The 15,463-nt window shown below is 44.0% G+C and carries 17 protein-coding genes, 1 pseudogene and 1 riboswitch; of the genes and pseudogenes, 9 read left to right on the forward strand and 9 right to left on the reverse strand.

The genetic code is table 11. The annotated features are described in order from the left end of the window. Nucleotides 1-32 precede the first annotated feature (32 nt). Nucleotides 33-776: an ATP-dependent metallopeptidase FtsH/Yme1/Tma family protein gene (locus tag AC566Q_RS00915; protein WP_024024474.1), complete on the forward strand. Its 744-nt coding sequence runs from the start codon at nt 33-35 to the stop codon at nt 774-776. Nucleotides 777-798: 22 nt separating this feature from the next. Here the strand turns inward: AC566Q_RS00915 and AC566Q_RS00920 are convergent, their stop codons facing one another. After that, nucleotides 799-1,056, reverse strand: a complete 258-nt coding sequence (locus AC566Q_RS00920) for a DUF1801 domain-containing protein (protein WP_499612751.1) — start codon at nt 1,054-1,056, stop codon at nt 799-801. Between AC566Q_RS00920 and AC566Q_RS00925 the strand changes: the two genes are divergently transcribed. Then, on the forward strand, nt 1,050-1,616 hold the full coding sequence (locus AC566Q_RS00925) for an AAA-type ATPase lid domain-containing protein (protein ID WP_499612753.1): 567 nt from the start codon (nt 1,050-1,052) through the stop codon (nt 1,614-1,616). The two genes, AC566Q_RS00920 and AC566Q_RS00925, sit on opposite strands and share 7 nt — an antisense overlap. 24 nt (nt 1,617-1,640) lie before the next feature. On the opposite strand, the gene AC566Q_RS00930 is transcribed toward AC566Q_RS00925, so the two are convergent. Continuing rightward, nucleotides 1,641-2,651, reverse strand: coding sequence for an AraC family transcriptional regulator (locus tag AC566Q_RS00930; RefSeq protein WP_499612755.1), 1,011 nt, complete (start codon nt 2,649-2,651; stop codon nt 1,641-1,643). Nucleotides 2,652-2,789: 138 nt separating this feature from the next. Here AC566Q_RS00930 and AC566Q_RS00935 point away from each other — a divergent pair, with 138 nt between their 5' ends. After that, the gene (locus AC566Q_RS00935) at nt 2,790-3,701 is read left to right on the forward strand and encodes a fatty acid desaturase (protein WP_499612757.1); all 912 of its coding nucleotides are present in this window, start codon (nt 2,790-2,792) and stop codon (nt 3,699-3,701) included. A gap of 68 nt (nt 3,702-3,769) precedes the next feature. On the opposite strand, the gene AC566Q_RS00940 is transcribed toward AC566Q_RS00935, so the two are convergent. Further along, complete coding sequence (locus AC566Q_RS00940) at nt 3,770-4,831, reverse strand: alcohol dehydrogenase (protein WP_499612759.1); 1,062 nt, start codon at nt 4,829-4,831, stop codon at nt 3,770-3,772. 510 nt (nt 4,832-5,341) lie between these two features. Here AC566Q_RS00940 and AC566Q_RS00945 point away from each other — a divergent pair. From AC566Q_RS00945 to AC566Q_RS00955, 3 genes are all read left to right on the forward strand, one after another. Further along, nucleotides 5,342-6,700 carry an aromatic ring-hydroxylating oxygenase subunit alpha gene (locus AC566Q_RS00945; protein WP_499612761.1) on the forward strand — a complete coding sequence of 453 codons (1,359 nt, stop codon included), beginning with the start codon at nt 5,342-5,344 and terminating at the stop codon, nt 6,698-6,700. Nucleotide 6,701: 1 nt separating this feature from the next. Beyond that, complete coding sequence (locus tag AC566Q_RS00950) at nt 6,702-7,193, forward strand: aromatic-ring-hydroxylating dioxygenase subunit beta (RefSeq protein WP_499612762.1); 492 nt, start codon at nt 6,702-6,704, stop codon at nt 7,191-7,193. Between the two features lie 89 nt (nt 7,194-7,282). Next, nucleotides 7,283-7,450 carry a 2Fe-2S iron-sulfur cluster-binding protein gene (locus AC566Q_RS00955; protein WP_499612764.1) on the forward strand — a complete coding sequence of 56 codons (168 nt, stop codon included), beginning with the start codon at nt 7,283-7,285 and terminating at the stop codon, nt 7,448-7,450. 203 nt (nt 7,451-7,653) lie between these two features. Here AC566Q_RS00955 and AC566Q_RS00960 read toward each other — a convergent pair whose 3' ends face one another. Next, a complete protein-coding gene (locus AC566Q_RS00960) occupies nt 7,654-9,168 on the reverse strand; it encodes a transposase (RefSeq protein WP_069945706.1) in 1,515 nt (504 codons plus the stop codon). A 206-nt stretch (nt 9,169-9,374) separates the two neighbouring features. Between AC566Q_RS00960 and AC566Q_RS00965 the strand changes: the two are divergent. Continuing rightward, nucleotides 9,375-9,446, forward strand: a pseudogene (locus tag AC566Q_RS00965) (AAA family ATPase); the annotation flags it as partial. A gap of 54 nt (nt 9,447-9,500) precedes the next feature. Then, the gene (locus AC566Q_RS00970) at nt 9,501-10,244 is read left to right on the forward strand and encodes an ATP-dependent metallopeptidase FtsH/Yme1/Tma family protein (RefSeq protein WP_024024474.1); all 744 of its coding nucleotides are present in this window, start codon (nt 9,501-9,503) and stop codon (nt 10,242-10,244) included. 22 nt (nt 10,245-10,266) lie between these two features. Here AC566Q_RS00970 and AC566Q_RS00975 read toward each other — a convergent pair whose 3' ends face one another. The 3 genes from AC566Q_RS00975 to AC566Q_RS00985 are packed head-to-tail and all read right to left on the reverse strand — an operon-like array spanning nt 10,267 to nt 11,187. Continuing rightward, nucleotides 10,267-10,584, reverse strand: a complete 318-nt coding sequence (locus tag AC566Q_RS00975; protein WP_020745968.1) for a DUF1801 domain-containing protein — start codon at nt 10,582-10,584, stop codon at nt 10,267-10,269. Nucleotides 10,585-10,587: 3 nt separating this feature from the next. Beyond that, entirely contained in the window at nt 10,588-10,725 is a 138-nt protein-coding gene (locus AC566Q_RS00980) for a hypothetical protein (protein ID WP_198033587.1), read from the reverse strand. Nucleotides 10,726-10,770: 45 nt separating this feature from the next. Beyond that, the gene (locus tag AC566Q_RS00985; RefSeq protein ID WP_024024473.1) at nt 10,771-11,187 is read right to left on the reverse strand and encodes a BLUF domain-containing protein; all 417 of its coding nucleotides are present in this window, start codon (nt 11,185-11,187) and stop codon (nt 10,771-10,773) included. Nucleotides 11,188-11,294: 107 nt separating this feature from the next. Here AC566Q_RS00985 and AC566Q_RS00990 point away from each other — a divergent pair, with 107 nt between their 5' ends. Beyond that, entirely contained in the window at nt 11,295-13,088 is a 1,794-nt protein-coding gene (locus AC566Q_RS00990) for a sensor histidine kinase (protein ID WP_499612767.1), read from the forward strand. Nucleotides 13,089-13,114: 26 nt separating this feature from the next. On the opposite strand, the gene AC566Q_RS00995 is transcribed toward AC566Q_RS00990, so the two are convergent. After that, the gene (locus AC566Q_RS00995) at nt 13,115-13,876 is read right to left on the reverse strand and encodes an MBL fold metallo-hydrolase (protein WP_105936887.1); all 762 of its coding nucleotides are present in this window, start codon (nt 13,874-13,876) and stop codon (nt 13,115-13,117) included. A 58-nt stretch (nt 13,877-13,934) separates the two neighbouring features. Next, the gene (locus AC566Q_RS01000; RefSeq protein ID WP_499612769.1) at nt 13,935-15,041 is read right to left on the reverse strand and encodes a 1-acyl-sn-glycerol-3-phosphate acyltransferase; all 1,107 of its coding nucleotides are present in this window, start codon (nt 15,039-15,041) and stop codon (nt 13,935-13,937) included. 205 nt (nt 15,042-15,246) lie between these two features. Beyond that, nucleotides 15,247-15,363: riboswitch (TPP riboswitch) on the forward strand. The last annotated feature ends 100 nt before the right edge of the window (nt 15,364-15,463 follow it).

Below are 15,463 nucleotides of genomic sequence, written 5' to 3' on the forward strand. Positions count from 1 at the left end.
AAAATGCCCGGCGCTGGTTTATCGAAAAGTTCTTGCAGTACGACGTTTACGAAGAGGCTATAGATGTTGATTTAATCGTATCACTAACGGCTGGTATGAGCGGTGCAGATTTAGAGAAGGTTCATCGGGAGACAGTGCTTCAGGCTCTAAGTAAGAATACTGGCAAAATTGGTCAAAGTACGTTACTGGAAGAAATTAATATTCTTAAATATGGCGCTAAACGGACACTTGATAAGTGCGCAAAAATGCTGGCAGAAACCGCCTTTCATGAGGCTGGTCATGCGGTTATCTCAAAAGTTCTGATGCCAGAGAGAATAATTGAACAAATAAGTATTGTGCCCAGAGAACAAGCTTTAGGAATGGTGGCCTACAACAGGGAACAAGAAATTGATTACACGAAAGCTTTTTGGTTCTCGCAGACATGTGTAGCGTTAGCTGGTCGAGCGGCCCAGGTAAAACAGTTCGGAGATGAAGGATTAGATACCGGTGCCAGCAGTGATTTGAGGCAGGCCATGTGGTCTGCCTGGAATCCTGTTGCCAAATACGGAATGCATCCCGATAGTTACAACTTAGACACCACAGTGTTACATGAATGGAGCGGAGACGTTTACTTTCAATCTCAGACTGAAAAATTAATCAAAGAGTGGCTGGATGAAGCAACCCTGAAAACTGATCAATTAGTTGACCAATACTGGGAGCAAATAAGCAAGGTTGCACAAGCTTTACTGGAAGAAGAAGTGTTATCAGAAGCGCAATTTAAGTCGTTAATAGAGTAGAACAGTAAAAGTGGAACAAGTTCTATTTTTTGAGGCTTTGATAAACCGATATCCAATCATCAACGCTCACTTTGCTGACCAACTCGCCAATTAAGTTGTAGGGAATGTGTTTGGGGTTTTTAAAACGGATACAACTTTTACCCATATCCAGCTTAGTAGGTACCGCTTCGGCGTAACGGACCCGAAACCAGCTTTCGAGCTCAGGCATTGCATAAATGCCCATATGATAAAAGCCATAATGGCTTTTCTGTGCCGCCAGGTTCATAAAGGGTAATGGCAATTCTGGGTTGCAAAGTTGAATCAGGTGATTTTAGGCGGGACTTATTTTATCGCTTAAATGTGTACCCTATTACCATTCCCTGTTTAAAAGAAAGGCAGGGAGATATCCCTTTATTAATTGAGAGTTTCATTGATCAATATAAAGTTAAATATCATAAAGAAGTAAAGGGGGTCACTGATCATGCCATGGTCCAACTAGAGCGGTACGAATGGCCAGGAAATATTCGTGAGCTTGAAAATGTCATAGAGCGGGGTGTTTTGCTTTGCGAAAATGGGGGTTATATTGAGTTAGAACATTTGTTTGCGATGATGAATATTGATGAGAAATCTGAGGCAACAGTCAGTGAGCGTGGTCAGTTGAAACCATTAAAAAAAGGTATTCATAAGCAATTTGTTGATATGTTTTTTGAAACTCAAAATAATTTGTTTGAAATTGAAGAAACGATTCTTAAAGAGGCCGTTAAAAGGTCAAACGGTAATTTGTCTGCTGCGGCTAGAAAGTTAGGGGTGACTCGTCCTCAATTAGCGTACAGGCTTGGCAAAATTGAAGAAGACAAATAATGACTTGGCGGCTGGCGTTTTATTTTAGTGTTTTACTTGTTGATCTCGATATTGTTGAGGGGTCACGCCGAACCACCGCTTGAAACTACGCCTAAAGTTTGCTGGGTCACTGTAGCCAAAAATAACCGATAAGGTGTCTATTGTAATGGCGCTTCTGCGTAAATAACTGCTGGCCTGAAATGCGTAGACATCATCTTTTATTTTTTGAAACGATGTTTGTTGATCTTTCAGTCGCCGGATAAGTGTTCGGGGTGTCAGACTAAATTGCTTCGCAGTCTGTTCAAGTGTTGGAGAGTAACTTAGGTTGGCTGATAGGTAATCATAAATTTCAGTGCTCAGGTTTATGTCACGCTGGAGCTGGTGGTACGCTTCCTGGCATTGCTCTAATGCGATTTCGTACATGTGTTTGTCTGCATTAGGGTTTGGCGTGTTTTTTAATGCTACGGGGAGTCGAATCTCAAGGTAGCCTGAATTGAAATAAATAGGGCAGTGAAAATACTGTTGGTAGCTGTCAACATAACTTGGCGCGAAGCTGTTCATGTATAAACTGGCCTCTCTCATCGGTCGCCCCAGGATAAATTCGATAACATGTTGTAATAACATGAGCATGGCTTCAATAAAAATTGTGTGTGCTGCTCTAAGGTTATCGGTCAGCGTGAGACGAATAATATAGTGCTCGCCTTGGGTAAGGGGGATATACAAAATAAAGGGTGTACGAATTTGACTGTAACGCTGAAAAATACTGATGGCGTCTGATAAAGTAGGGCTGTTGATAGCAGCCCAGCCAACTGGTCCGTGGGTTGACGGGTGTAAAAATGAGCCAAGTAAGAGGCCAATAGCCGGGTTATGGCTTAGTTTTCTTGTATTTAGGATGCAGGTAATAAATTGATCGAGGGTAACATGATCGTCTTCTTGTAATGCGTGAGTGCTCAGGCCAGTGCCCTCTAAAATTTGTTCGGGAGTAATGCCTTTATTAGCTAATTCCCGAATAGCTATTTGTATATAGCTAACAGGGAGTATAATCGACTGGGCCACAAGTGCTTCTCGTATTGATTAGGTTGTAGCATTGTCACAAAATGACATGGCGGTGTCAAATAATGACAGTTATCGGTCTTTTTTATATTTGTTTTAATTATGTGCTAAGAAGTAAAAGCTAAATAAACAGGAGACATTATGAGTACACAAGACACATCTGCAAGTGATGCATATTTTGAATCACTTAGACAAGCACCCACACTAGCAATTCCTACCGTATTGTTATTTATAGGCGTTATGGCTGGCTTGGGGACAGTTTGGTACTACGCGTTAGAGGGATCTCTACCCATGTGGCAAGGAGCCATTATCAACGGTTTTTTAACGTATGGCTTATTTAGTGTGATTCATGATTCATCGCATCATTCTCTTTCTAGTATAAAACCTGTCAATGAAACAATCGGTGCGATTGGGTTATTTTTCTTATTTCCATATGCACCCATGGTGGCCTTAAGATGGGTGCACAATCAACATCATATCTATACCAATGGGCCAAAAGATCCCGACCTTTTCGAGCACGAATCTCCCTGGTGGCAGGTGCCGTTTAGATGGTCATTTTTTGATGGGTGGTACATTTACTATTTCTTAAAACATGGGGGTAAAGTAATCCAACGCCATATGGTACAGTTGATTACTTATTATTCATCATTAGCGCTACTATTTGTTGCTGCTTTGTATTTTGGATTTGGTTACGAGTTGTTCATGTTGTGGTTTATCCCTTCTCGTATTACCTTGCTATTGATCGCGATTGTATTTGTTATATTGCCTCATTACCCTGCAACGGTTAGTCAAACAGAAGATAAATACATGGCGACAACCATGCGTATGGGTTGGGAATGGTTGTTGACACCCTTATTGGTTTACCAAAACTATCATCTAATCCATCATTTGTGGCCAGAAATACCGTTTTATAAAATGCATAAAGCATGGTACATAAAATATGATGAGTTAAATGCACAAAACTTAAGTAAGCAAACAGCGTTTGGTTTAGTGCCTGAAAATATTGAATCTCATAAAAACTTTGATCATTCAAAGTATGAGCCTCAAGTGTAGAGTTAGACGTTAATTATAAAAAAGCCCCTTTTGAAGGGGTTTTTTTATGTGTGTTTAAGTGTGCTTAGTTAAGGTTTAATAAACATTTTAAGTGCATGGTCTGATTTTTCATAAAACGTGCTGAACGCCTGATCGATATGGTCGAGTGTATAGGTGTGAGAAAAATATTCAGATGGGTTAATAACACCGCGTTCCATTAAACGAATGCCTTCCCACATGTAAGGTTGCACATTAGCAAAACCATTCATGTGAAGGCTTATATCTCGTAAAAACACATCAGCCAAGACCAGATTGAAATCCTGATCGCAAAAGACACCAATAGCCGCAATGGTCCCGCCTGGTCGAATGATATCCAGGCACATTTGAAGTGTTTCCGGGTAGCCAACAACCTCAATAACTTTGTCAAAACCCCGTCCGTTAGTATGGGTTAACGCTTGTTCTTTCCAATTTTCATTACTTGAATTGATTATAGTTGCGCCTTTTTTTTCAGCAATGCTAAGGCGATAATCAAGCTGGTCAATACAAACGAGTTGACCGGCTGATTTGCCGAGAGCGATATCCATGGTCAGCAAGCCGGTAGGGCCACAACCGATAATGGCAACGTTTTCACCGGGTTGAATATCAGCGAGTTTATTCGCAATAATGGCGGAAGGTAAATTGCAAGACAAAGTGAGTGCAGAAGCATCATCAAGGGCATCAGGAACTTTTATAGCATGGCCATCGGCGTGGGGCAAAATAAGGGCTTCGGTATGTGTGCCGTTCAAGTCACCAAAGGGTACGCCGAAACCATACACCGCTTTTTGGGTGGTTTCACAATGTGCAGTTTGACCGACTTCGCACATATAACATTCACCGCAAGAGCATGAATAAGCCATAGAAATTCGGTCGCCGACTTTAAACTTACCAACGCCCCGGCCGACTTCGCGAACGTGGGCTATTAATTCATGACCTATTTGTGAATGGCCCGGTTCCAACATGGCATCTAGAGCGCCACGGTATACATGTAAGTCAGAACCACAAATTGACGTTGCATCAACCTCCACTAAAACTTGATGAGATTCATTAATTTCGGGTTCGGGTTTCTCGCCACAACGAATATCTTGGGGGCCGTAATAGATCGCTGTTCTCATAGGATTTTCCTTTTATTGGTTTAGTATTAAGGCAGTAACATGAATTTTTCAGAGCGTTAAATCATCATTTAGTTAACTCTTTATAAACAGGTTGATTAAATAATGAATGGGTTAAGCCTGATGATGTTTTTTTTGAGGCAAAAGTTATTTCATGGATAATATGATGCTAGGATTAAGCACATACTGTACCAGTTTGTTATTTGTAATTTGATATATTGACTGTTACCGTAGAGTATTAAGAAGAGCTTACATAGAAAATACTGTGCTGAGTTTCGAAAGGGTTGTCGTACCGTTTATGGGTATGGGTGAAGATAGCCTTGCAGTACAAGGAGAATGGCGTCGAAATGAAAAATAAGTAAACTCTGATTTTTTAGAATTTGCTAAGTAAATGATGTAAGTCATGGTTGGATAGGGTTTTATTGATATAGTTTACCAACTCATGCAGCAAAGCAAGCTGAGAAAATTAATGATGTAACCAAATTAAAAATGGTGAGATAAGGAGAATAAAAAATGGGCAAACAGAGTGATATTGATTTTGCAAGCTACCTGATAGACGATAAAGAACATGGTATTTATCGCTCAGATAGAAAAGTGTTTACAGATCCAGAGATTTTTGAATTAGAAATGAAGTACATCTTTGAAAAAAACTGGATGTACTTATGCCATGAGAGCCAAATCAAAGAAAAAGGTGACTTCTTTACGACCTATATGGGTCGCCAACCTGTGATTATTACTCGGGATAAACAAGGTGAAATCCATGGGTTCATCAATGCATGTACTCACCGTGGTGCGCAGCTTGTTAATACGGCTCGTGGTAACAAAAGGTCGTTTACATGCCCTTTCCACATGTGGTCCTTTAGTACGGATGGCACACTAATGGATTGTGGCGAAAGCAAAGGAAATGTCGGTTACAGTGACGATTTCAGTAAAGACGATTTAGGTCTCCAGAAAATTGGTAACATCGAAAGTTACCGTGGTTTCGTTTTTGGTGTGCTGGATGATAATGCCTGCACGCTGGCAGAATTTTTACGTGATGCAAAACAAATGATTGATTTGTTGGTTGATCAATCGGAAGAGGGGCTGGAAATTTTACCCGGTGCCACCACTTATACTTATAACGGTAACTGGAAATTACAAGCTGAAAATGGTGTAGACGGTTATCACCTCGAAGCTATTCACGGTAACTATGTGATGACCATTGCTAACCGCGCCAAGTTAAAAGGGAAGGCTGATAAAGTTAAATCTGTTGCTGTGGGTGAATTGGCAAATGGCACAACAGAAATGCCAGCAGGCTATTTTTCATATGGTAATGGCCATGTCACTCTTTTCGGGGAGCTGCCGAATCCACAAGATCGACCCCTTCACTTAGGGGGTAGAATGCCCGAGATTATTGAGAAGTTCGGTGAGGATAGAGGTAATTTTATGGGCAGTTATTTACGTAATACGTGTCTTTATCCAAATGTCTTTATCATGGATCAAATGAGCACACAAATTCGTCACTTCCGTCCAGTTGCCGTGAATAAAACAGAAGTAACGACCTATTGTATTGCGCCTGTTGGAGAGAGTGATGAGGCACGTGAGCGTCGTATTCGTCAATACGAAGATTTCTTTAATGCAACCGGTATGGCGACACCGGATGATTTAACGGCTTTTAACAACAGCCAGTTAGGTTTTATGGGTGAAAAGGCTAAGTGGAGTGATATGTCACGTGGTGCCAAGAATGTGGTTGAAGGTGCCAGTGACTTCGCTAAAAGAGTAGGTGTTAACCCTGATGAATGTGGCATTAACCTTGAAGATGAGGGCTTAATGATTGCGCAACACAGACAATGGGCAGAAATGATGACTAAGGCACAAGCGGAGGAGAAGTAAGATGGATGTTGCATTAAAAGACCAAGCGATAGATGTCATTATTAATGAGTCTGCTGCTTTAGATCATAGGCAGTGGGACGAGTGGATTGATTTGTATACGGAAGATGCCACCTATTGGATGCCTGCATGGGTTGATGAACATAATTTGACGAATGATCCTGCGCGTGAAATCTCACTGATTTACTATAATGATCGTTCTGGAATTGAGGATAGAATTTTTAGAATCCGTACCGAGTTATCTTTTGCGACGACTCCGTTACCCAGAACATGCCACATTAATACAAATTTTAGAGTCTCTGAAAATGATGCAGGCGAAATAGTTGTTCACTCTTCATGGGTGACACATTGCTACAGCTTGAAGACTTCGCGAGAAGCGTTCGGTGTTCAAGAACATCGTTTGCGTAAAACAGAAGAAGGTCTAAAAATTTGCTATAGAAAAATCACCTTGCATAACGACATGGTGGATACCGTATTGGACGTTTATAACGTTTAGATTGATTTCTGTGTAAAAGAAGAATCCCGCGCCCTTTATCAAACAAAGGCGTGGGATTTTTTTATGTCTAAAAATAGTTTGCAAAGAAGATGACATTTAAAGTCTTAATAGAAAATACCGATGAAGTTTTTGGGTGCAGTGAAGGGCAACATATTTTATCCGCCATGTCTAAGATGGGGAAAAAAGGTATTCCATCGGGGTGTCACGGCGGCGGCTGCGGTGTTTGCAAAGTAAAAATTGAGTATAAGAAATATTAACGCTATGTACTACCCACTGTGTCAGCTGTATTTAAGGCCAGTTGCACGTGTGTCAAATGGGTACTTTTCAGGAATCAGTGAAGTAGTTGTCATCAAGATAGACGCAATATAACTGGTCTTTGGTACTGAAATCCGCAATGAGATATGTGAAAGCCCTTACCTCAACATGTTGCATGTTCAAGTGATGGTCTGTTTTTTGTGCTTCATGCGCCAAAATCGAAGTCGCGTTGAATGATGTAGTCACTGAATGAGGCTGTGGCTGGTGGAGCTCGAAGTGGCGGCATTAGAGAATCGTTTTTTGCTTCAAGAAGAGTCTGCTTGTCAAGGTGCGCCAAAATCTTATGGATAACAGCCGGATCCGTAATACAAGTAATAATTTTGACGTTGGTTTTTTCACAAGCCTCACAGACTGTGATGTCAATATTGAATACTCTTTTTAACCTTTGTGCCCACGACATGCTTCGCGCATGGTATGGTTTATCTGAATCTTTCAGATGCTCTGCTAAGCGAGGGCTATTCTTACCGCGTTGTGAAGCCGTTACCTCGGCACGCACCTTAGCATTGGGAGCAAACACGCCATAAAACCTCGTAAGGTTTAGCCTCGGCACTGGCACCAGTGCCGCGAGCTTGCCTATGAAATCCAAGGGAGTAAAAAAGACATGTGTGGTACCGTCTTGATAGGGAGTTTTCAGTTGATATCTTACTTTTCCTGAATCGGTTAGACTCAATCGTTGCTCGCTTAACGCTGGCCTTGAGATATATCTGCATAGCCTTTCCAGTTTGTCAGTTTGATGGCTGTCTGCAAACACCCCAGCGTGTAAGCTAAAACCGTTTATTTGAGCTAATTGACCGTAATGTTGTTCGTCTTTGGCAGGTAAGGTTTGCAAGGCAAAGACTTTTTTGCCTGTATCTGGTCCTACAGCAATGCGGTAATTGACAGAGGCTGCTTGCAAGGGCAGTAAACTATCTTCGTCATCCATGGGTAAATCGAGAAATGTGTTGTCCATATCCCGTTGAACGAGCCCGGCCTTCTCCAAGTAGGTCGCGATGCGATGGCTAATGACATTCACGAGGGTTTCCATATCATTGTGGTTTGGTGCTTTAACGCACTTGAATTTGGACTGTCCACACTCCTGAGTGATAACGCCTTCCAAAAAGAGCATGTGAAAGTGAATATTGAGATTCAGCGCACTACCAAATCGCTGAATGTAAGTCACCGCTCCTGTGTTTGCTTGCTTCTTAAGATACCCAGCCCGATGCACAATATCGCAAGAAATAGCACGATGAATGATTTGCATGATTTTACTTAAGTGTTTGGGATACCTAGCTAGAAGTAGACGAAGCGGGATGGGTAAACTCAATACCCATTGGCGTACAGGGTAACCGTGAAGAACATCTTCAACTAACAACTTGGCACTTTCTGCCATCCTTCTTGCACCGCAACTTGGGCAAAATCCCCTGCGTTTGCAGCTGAACGCCAGCAGTTTCTCATGCTTGCAGTCGTCACAAACTACACGCAAAAAACCATGCTCAAGCCGACCACACCTAAGAAACTCTTCAAACTCTTTTACCACATGAAGTGGTAACGACTTCCCTTTTTGTGAAAGCTGCTTCTGAAATTCTGGGTAGTGGCGTTCGACCAATTGATACAGTAACGTCTGCTCTGGACGATGTCGTTTATAGGTATGAGAGTGAGTTACTAGCAATGGCGCCTTTATCTTGAATTGGCATCACAGTGTGTATATGATTTTAATGTAAATCTACTGATCAATAGGGTGGGAAATTTATAGTCTCAAGGTCCGAAAAACGTACAATGCAGCCCCTCATACTTTAGCTTCCAACCAACTGAGCCTTTTCATTGCCTTGGCAGAAAAGCTGATTTCCAACCTTAGAATGCAAATAGCCAAATAAAGGCGCGGTTTTTATTGTCGCGGCTACCAATCGGCTGGATAAACTTGATGAAGCATTATTACGTTCAGGAAGGCTTGATCTTCATGTCCATGTTCCTTTCCTGGATAAAAATGCCCGGCGCTGGTTTATCGAAAAGTTCTTGCAGTACGACGTTTACGAAGAGGCTATAGATGTTGATTTAATCGTATCACTAACGGCTGGTATGAGCGGTGCAGATTTAGAGAAGGTTCATCGGGAGACAGTGCTTCAGGCTCTAAGTAAGAATACTGGCAAAATTGGTCAAAGTACGTTACTGGAAGAAATTAATATTCTTAAATATGGCGCTAAACGGACACTTGATAAGTGCGCAAAAATGCTGGCAGAAACCGCCTTTCATGAGGCTGGTCATGCGGTTATCTCAAAAGTTCTGATGCCAGAGAGAATAATTGAACAAATAAGTATTGTGCCCAGAGAACAAGCTTTAGGAATGGTGGCCTACAACAGGGAACAAGAAATTGATTACACGAAAGCTTTTTGGTTCTCGCAGACATGTGTAGCGTTAGCTGGTCGAGCGGCCCAGGTAAAACAGTTCGGAGATGAAGGATTAGATACCGGTGCCAGCAGTGATTTGAGGCAGGCCATGTGGTCTGCCTGGAATCCTGTTGCCAAATACGGAATGCATCCCGATAGTTACAACTTAGACACCACAGTGTTACATGAATGGAGCGGAGACGTTTACTTTCAATCTCAGACTGAAAAATTAATCAAAGAGTGGCTGGATGAAGCAACCCTGAAAACTGATCAATTAGTTGACCAATACTGGGAGCAAATAAGCAAGGTTGCACAAGCTTTACTGGAAGAAGAAGTGTTATCAGAAGCGCAATTTAAGTCGTTAATAGAGTAGAACAGTAAAAGTGGAACAAGTTCTATTTTTTGAGGCTTTGATAAACCGATATCCAATCATCAACGCTCACTTTGCTGACCAACTCGCCAATTAAGTTGTAGGGAATGTGTTTGGGGTTTTTAAAACGGATACAACTTTTACCCATATCCAGCTTAGTAGGTACCGCTTCGGCGTAACGGACCCGAAACCAGCTTTCGAGCTCAGGCATTGCATAAATGCCCATATGATAAAAGCCATAATGGCTTTTCTGTGCCGCCAGGTTCATAAAGGGTAATGGCAATTCTGGGTTGCAATGATAACCGGCAGGGAACAGTTGATGGGGCACCACATAGCCAATCATGTTTTAGTTGATGCATTCGCTAAATCTGGCTGGCAGGTTATCCAGTATTGTCTGGCGTAACTGTGATATTACCCGCTGCTTTTCCACGGGTAGGGCGGTAATGTACTGGTCTACCGATGTGTAACTCTGTGCGTCGGACATAGTCGCTCCTGGCTAACTTAGGTTAGATTGCTTAACCACTATGCCTTAAAGGTTGTCCTGATTACCAGCAAGGTGTTGCAGGAATTGGAATGCCTGTCGAGGGCTCATGGTTTCCGGCAGGAACTCAGTCTGGCCCATCTCTTTGAGCAATTTAGTAAACTCGGCACTGCCGCCGGCGTAGCCCATTTTCCACTGTTTGAAAATAGGGGCGGTGATTTCCTCATAGCTGATAATAGTGATTTCGTCATGGCGGGGGTCATCAGCAATATCCAGGTAAAGCTCGTTAACGGCGCTGCGTTCGCCTTCCAGCGCCTGCAAAAAATATTGTTGTTCGTAAGAAAGCATACCGCAAATGCCCTCGGCCTGATTGTTACGGCGGGCGGTGTCGAGAATGGATTTCAGATCGCTAAGTGACATTTCCCGCGAGGCATGGCTGTAGTACACCAATCTCACTAACTTCATTTTTACTTTCCTTTTTTCTAAACTGCGTAATTGTTTGCGTAACTGCAGGCAACGACTATCTTTCAAATATAGCAGAGTTTTCAGAAACGGTAGTGTTGGGTAAATGTATGGAAAATCCAGTGTTTTTGGTTGGTCAGAGTCCAGACTTAGCGGCATTTTTGCCGGATAACACAATGCACTGCGAAAAATTAACCAGCCTGAGAAACGCTAAAAAGACACTGCGCAGTTGTAAGCCCTCACTGGTTATACTCTGTGTAGGCTCCGATGATGATATTTCCCTCTGTCAGTCGGTAGCCCAGTATATTCGTCAGGGGCTGGTTAACCAGGATACCCGTATCATTCTTATGCATAACCCCACTCAGCAACTGGACGAAGTAGTCTGGCTGGAAGAGTACCAAATCAATGCCTGTTTAACGGCGTCTGAAGCGAAAGCCAAGTTTAATGCCAGTGTGCTCAAACGGGAGCTGGCCACTTTTGAGTATATTGAAAACACCTACCGTCAGCACGATGCAGAAACAGAATTGCTGGTGTGTATCACACGCTTTTCACGAGGCGACGAAAAGCTCACGGCGCTGCTTTCAACCTTCTCAAATGCGCTGGCGAGATTATGCCATGCCCACTGCAGTTTCGAAATTTACCTGGAAAACACATCGCGTTTTCGGGTGCGCGGTTCCGATACTGCCAGCAACGATCTGGCAAAAACTATGCAGGCATTGTTATCAGAGGGCGGGCTGCCGGCCAGCCTTGCTCAGGCCATTGAGGAACAGCACCCACAAATTCATCTGCTGGATGAAAGCGTTAGGCTGGAGCCGGTCACCCAACCAATGACAACCCATATAGGTAGTTATCTGGCATTCCCCATCGTGGTGTATAAACGGGTAGTGTGTTTATTGCTTTACCTGATCCCCGAACAGGAGATGGATAGGGTTTCCATGAAGCAGATTACGATTATCAATAAGGCCGCCGAGCAGCTTACGGTGTTGTTAGAGCGCAAACAGGCTGAGTCGAGCCTGAAGAAACAATATACCCGTCTGCGGGATACGCTGCTGGAGCTTAAATCCACTAAACAGGCATTGGCACACAACGAAAAGCTCGCCAGTATCGGGCGTATGGCAGCGGGCATCGCTCACGAAATTAATAATCCACTGTCATTTGTGATCAGCAACTTCTCCTCAATGGATAGCTATCTGGATAACATTATTCAGTTGCAGTCCATGCAGAGTGAGCTGTTAACTGCCATAGACATTCAGCAGGATCAAAAAGCGGCTCATCTCAAACAAAGTCTCAGTGAATTTGAGGAGCAGGCGGGTATACCGTTTATTTTGGAAGATATCAGAGCAATCGTCGCTGATTCTTTTAATGGTCTGCAACGGGTTAAAAATATCATTAGCGACTTACGCTCTTTTTCTCATAATCAGACCGGAGAAAAAGAGGTTTGTGATTTCTCTGTGCTGCTGGATGACACTCTGAAGATGATGCGATATGACCTGGATAACAAGGTCAGTATCCAGCGGGATGTTGAGTTTAATGGCGTGTTGCATACGCACTCAGGTCTCATTGAGCAGGTACTGGTGAATCTGATTAAAAACGCCGTTCAGGCAATGGAGACGGCAGAAACGGCTGAGCCGGTTATTCAAATAAGCGCTGCAGAGATAGATAATACGCTGCACATTCGGATTAGGGATAATGGGCCGGGCATGACAGCCGACATCCAGCAGAAAATATTTGAACCCTTCTTTACCACCAAACCCATTGGCGAGGGAACCGGGCTGGGTTTATCGGTGGTTTATAACATCATGCAGCGACTGGAGGGTTCTATTCAATGCGCCAGCGAGCCGGGCGTATTCACCGAATTTACCTTGCAATTGCCTTTGCAGCAGGACGGTGAGTCAGAGGAGTAATCGTTGCTACGGTTAACGCTTTGTTATTAGTGCTGGTTAGGACGTAAGCCCAAGGCCCGGTAAATTCTGATTTTACTTGAGTGCCAGTGATTTTTCGGCAGCGCAGGGGCCTGCGCAATCAGTGCGTCGTAGTCGATGTCCTTATCAAGTAGCGGTTTCACATGAGCGCAGTACACCCTGGACGGATTGAGGTGACTTACGCGCCAGAGTGAACGTTTATACTGATTGGGGTGACATACCGGGTAGGGCGATGTCAGTTGCTTTTTCACCGACACAATTAAATCAGCCACATAGAGTTGCCCGGTTGGCAGGTGGAGTAAGGATAGGTCGTGGTCGGTATGACCAGGGGTGTATAGCACCTGCCAGTCTGCAAATAATGGCAACCGCTGCTCGTCGCTGAGTCGGATATCCGGCTCAAAGGACGGCTTATACCAGATGTGCCGCTTGGGTTTACCTAACTTACCCGCTACCCACCAGGTCAGCGCCACATCAATGGCATGAGCGGCTCTGCCGGCGATGCCACGATACCAGCCCGGCGCTTTGGGGTGACATGCGAGTAACGCCCCACTTCGTTGTTGTAATAACCGCGCGCCACCGGCGTGATCAGGGTGCATGTGGGTAACTACAATGAGTTTTAGCGCAGTCAGTGGCAAGCCAATTTCATCACGAATATAGTGACAAACGGTTTCCACATCGGCGCGGCTGCAGCCATCGAGCAACATTAGCCCCGCCTGGTCTTCTACCAGATAAATATTTTCGATATAGCCGGCAATGGCACGAAGTTGCATAAACACCTGCTGTTTTAATCAGTCGGGTGATGTTAGCAGAGAGTTTCTGGTCCAACCACTATTTGGCGTTATGTACCGGGTTAGCATAGTTGGCTATCAGATAGCTGTGGGCCTGTTCGGGTAGCTCCGCGAGCTTGGCGGCAAAGCGATCGCGACAGGCCTGCGAGAGCTCGTCGCAGCTTTGGTTGGCGGCCAGATAGTTAATCGGATATAGCTGGTAGTTGTGGTGGATTTGCTGGTCGATATGTTTAGCCAGTGCTTCCGGTGTTTCGAAATCCTCGGTGACCACATCACCAAAGTTTACGCTCACCCGGCACTTATTGCCGATGATGCCCTGGATAATACTGTCGATATCTTCAAATTCTGTTTTGTTGTAACTACCGAGGTGCTCGCGCTGATAGAGCTCGTTGGCTTTAGCAATATCACAGGGATCGTTTTCGTAGGAAATGGCAACCGGCACGATATTTAATGTTTTCATGTACTCACCGAAGGCGAGTTTCTGTTGCTTGCCAGCCATGTAAAACATTTTCAGGATCGCCGGGTCGGTCAGGTCCATGCCGTCTTTGGCGCGCCCTTCGCGCTGAGCTATCCATATCGACTGCTGGTGGTTTAATGAGTCTTTAATAAAATTCGACAGCTGGGTGAGTGCTTTAAGTAACTCCCGCGGGCCCTTGGCTGAGCGTTTTACCACGAACCCTTTGTTGAGCTTCATTAACTCGGTGGCACTGGGCTTTTTGAGCAGGTTATCACCAAATGCGATCAGCGCAGTTTCGTGGCCGGCCCGGTGCAGGGCAAAATTAACCAGTGCTGGATCCATCGCGATATCGCGGTGATTAGAAATAAAAATATAAGCCTGGTTGGGGTCGAGTTTATCCAACCCTTTTACGGTGATGCCCTGACTGGTGCGCTGTAGCAGCGATTGCATAAACACACCCACTTCGTTTTGAATGTGGGCAACGGTTTTAAGCTTTCGCCACTTTAGTCGCATCAACACTTTTACCAGCGGGCTCAGCAACGACGACAGCCAGCGCGGGCTGTGTTCAAACCGGTGATTAACTATAGCGTTGATAAATTCCTGATCGTTAATCAGTCGCTCAATGGACGCGGGAACCTCTGCGTCGTTAAACGGGCGAATGTCGTGATACGGATCGGCGTTATCGGTCATAATGCTGCTATGGTTATTGTTGCTGAGAAAAAGCGCACATTGTACGCACATTCAGCGAATTGGGTAGTGTTGATACAATTATTCCCGGTCAAAATGACCATTTCATTAAGAGAAAACTAACTTACCTGCAGGCCTTGAAGTGGCGGATTGCATTCCCTATACTCGGACGCAATCTGATTGCAAAAGCCAACTAGGCTGCAATTAACGATACTTGTCGGAGTGCTTCGCTATTCCTTACGGAATGCAAGCTGAGACCGCGAAAGCGGGATCCGTTGAACCTGATCAGGCTAATACCTGCGAAGGGAACAAGGCAATATTACCTACAGTACAATACAGCACCGAAAGGTTTTGTTTTGGTTGTGGTAATCGTCTTTTTAAACACTCCTGACAAGCATTTTTCTCACTTCCAAAAGGAATAAATG

The organism is Alteromonas sp. H02 (assembly GCF_059682525.1).

Excerpts from the sequence above, each read along its gene's own strand:
- AC566Q_RS00925 (WP_499612753.1), top strand. The coding sequence starts at position 1,050 with ATGGCAATTCTGGGTTGCAAAGTTGAATCAGGTGATTTTAGGCGGGAC.
- AC566Q_RS00935 (WP_499612757.1), top strand. The coding sequence starts at position 2,790 with ATGAGTACACAAGACACATCTGCAAGTGATGCATATTTTGAATCACTT.
- AC566Q_RS00940 (WP_499612759.1), bottom strand. The coding sequence starts at position 4,831 with ATGAGAACAGCGATCTATTACGGCCCCCAAGATATTCGTTGTGGCGAG.
- AC566Q_RS00945 (WP_499612761.1), top strand. The coding sequence starts at position 5,342 with ATGGGCAAACAGAGTGATATTGATTTTGCAAGCTACCTGATAGACGAT.
- AC566Q_RS00950 (WP_499612762.1), top strand. The coding sequence starts at position 6,702 with ATGGATGTTGCATTAAAAGACCAAGCGATAGATGTCATTATTAATGAG.
- AC566Q_RS00955 (WP_499612764.1), top strand. The coding sequence starts at position 7,283 with ATGACATTTAAAGTCTTAATAGAAAATACCGATGAAGTTTTTGGGTGC.
- AC566Q_RS00975 (WP_020745968.1), bottom strand. The coding sequence starts at position 10,584 with ATGATTGGCTATGTGGTGCCCCATCAACTGTTCCCTGCCGGTTATCAT.
- AC566Q_RS00980 (WP_198033587.1), bottom strand. The coding sequence starts at position 10,725 with ATGTCCGACGCACAGAGTTACACATCGGTAGACCAGTACATTACCGCC.
- AC566Q_RS00985 (WP_024024473.1), bottom strand. The coding sequence starts at position 11,187 with ATGAAGTTAGTGAGATTGGTGTACTACAGCCATGCCTCGCGGGAAATG.
- AC566Q_RS00990 (WP_499612767.1), top strand. The coding sequence starts at position 11,295 with ATGGAAAATCCAGTGTTTTTGGTTGGTCAGAGTCCAGACTTAGCGGCA.
- AC566Q_RS00995 (WP_105936887.1), bottom strand. The coding sequence starts at position 13,876 with ATGCAACTTCGTGCCATTGCCGGCTATATCGAAAATATTTATCTGGTA.
- AC566Q_RS01000 (WP_499612769.1), bottom strand. The coding sequence starts at position 15,041 with ATGACCGATAACGCCGATCCGTATCACGACATTCGCCCGTTTAACGAC.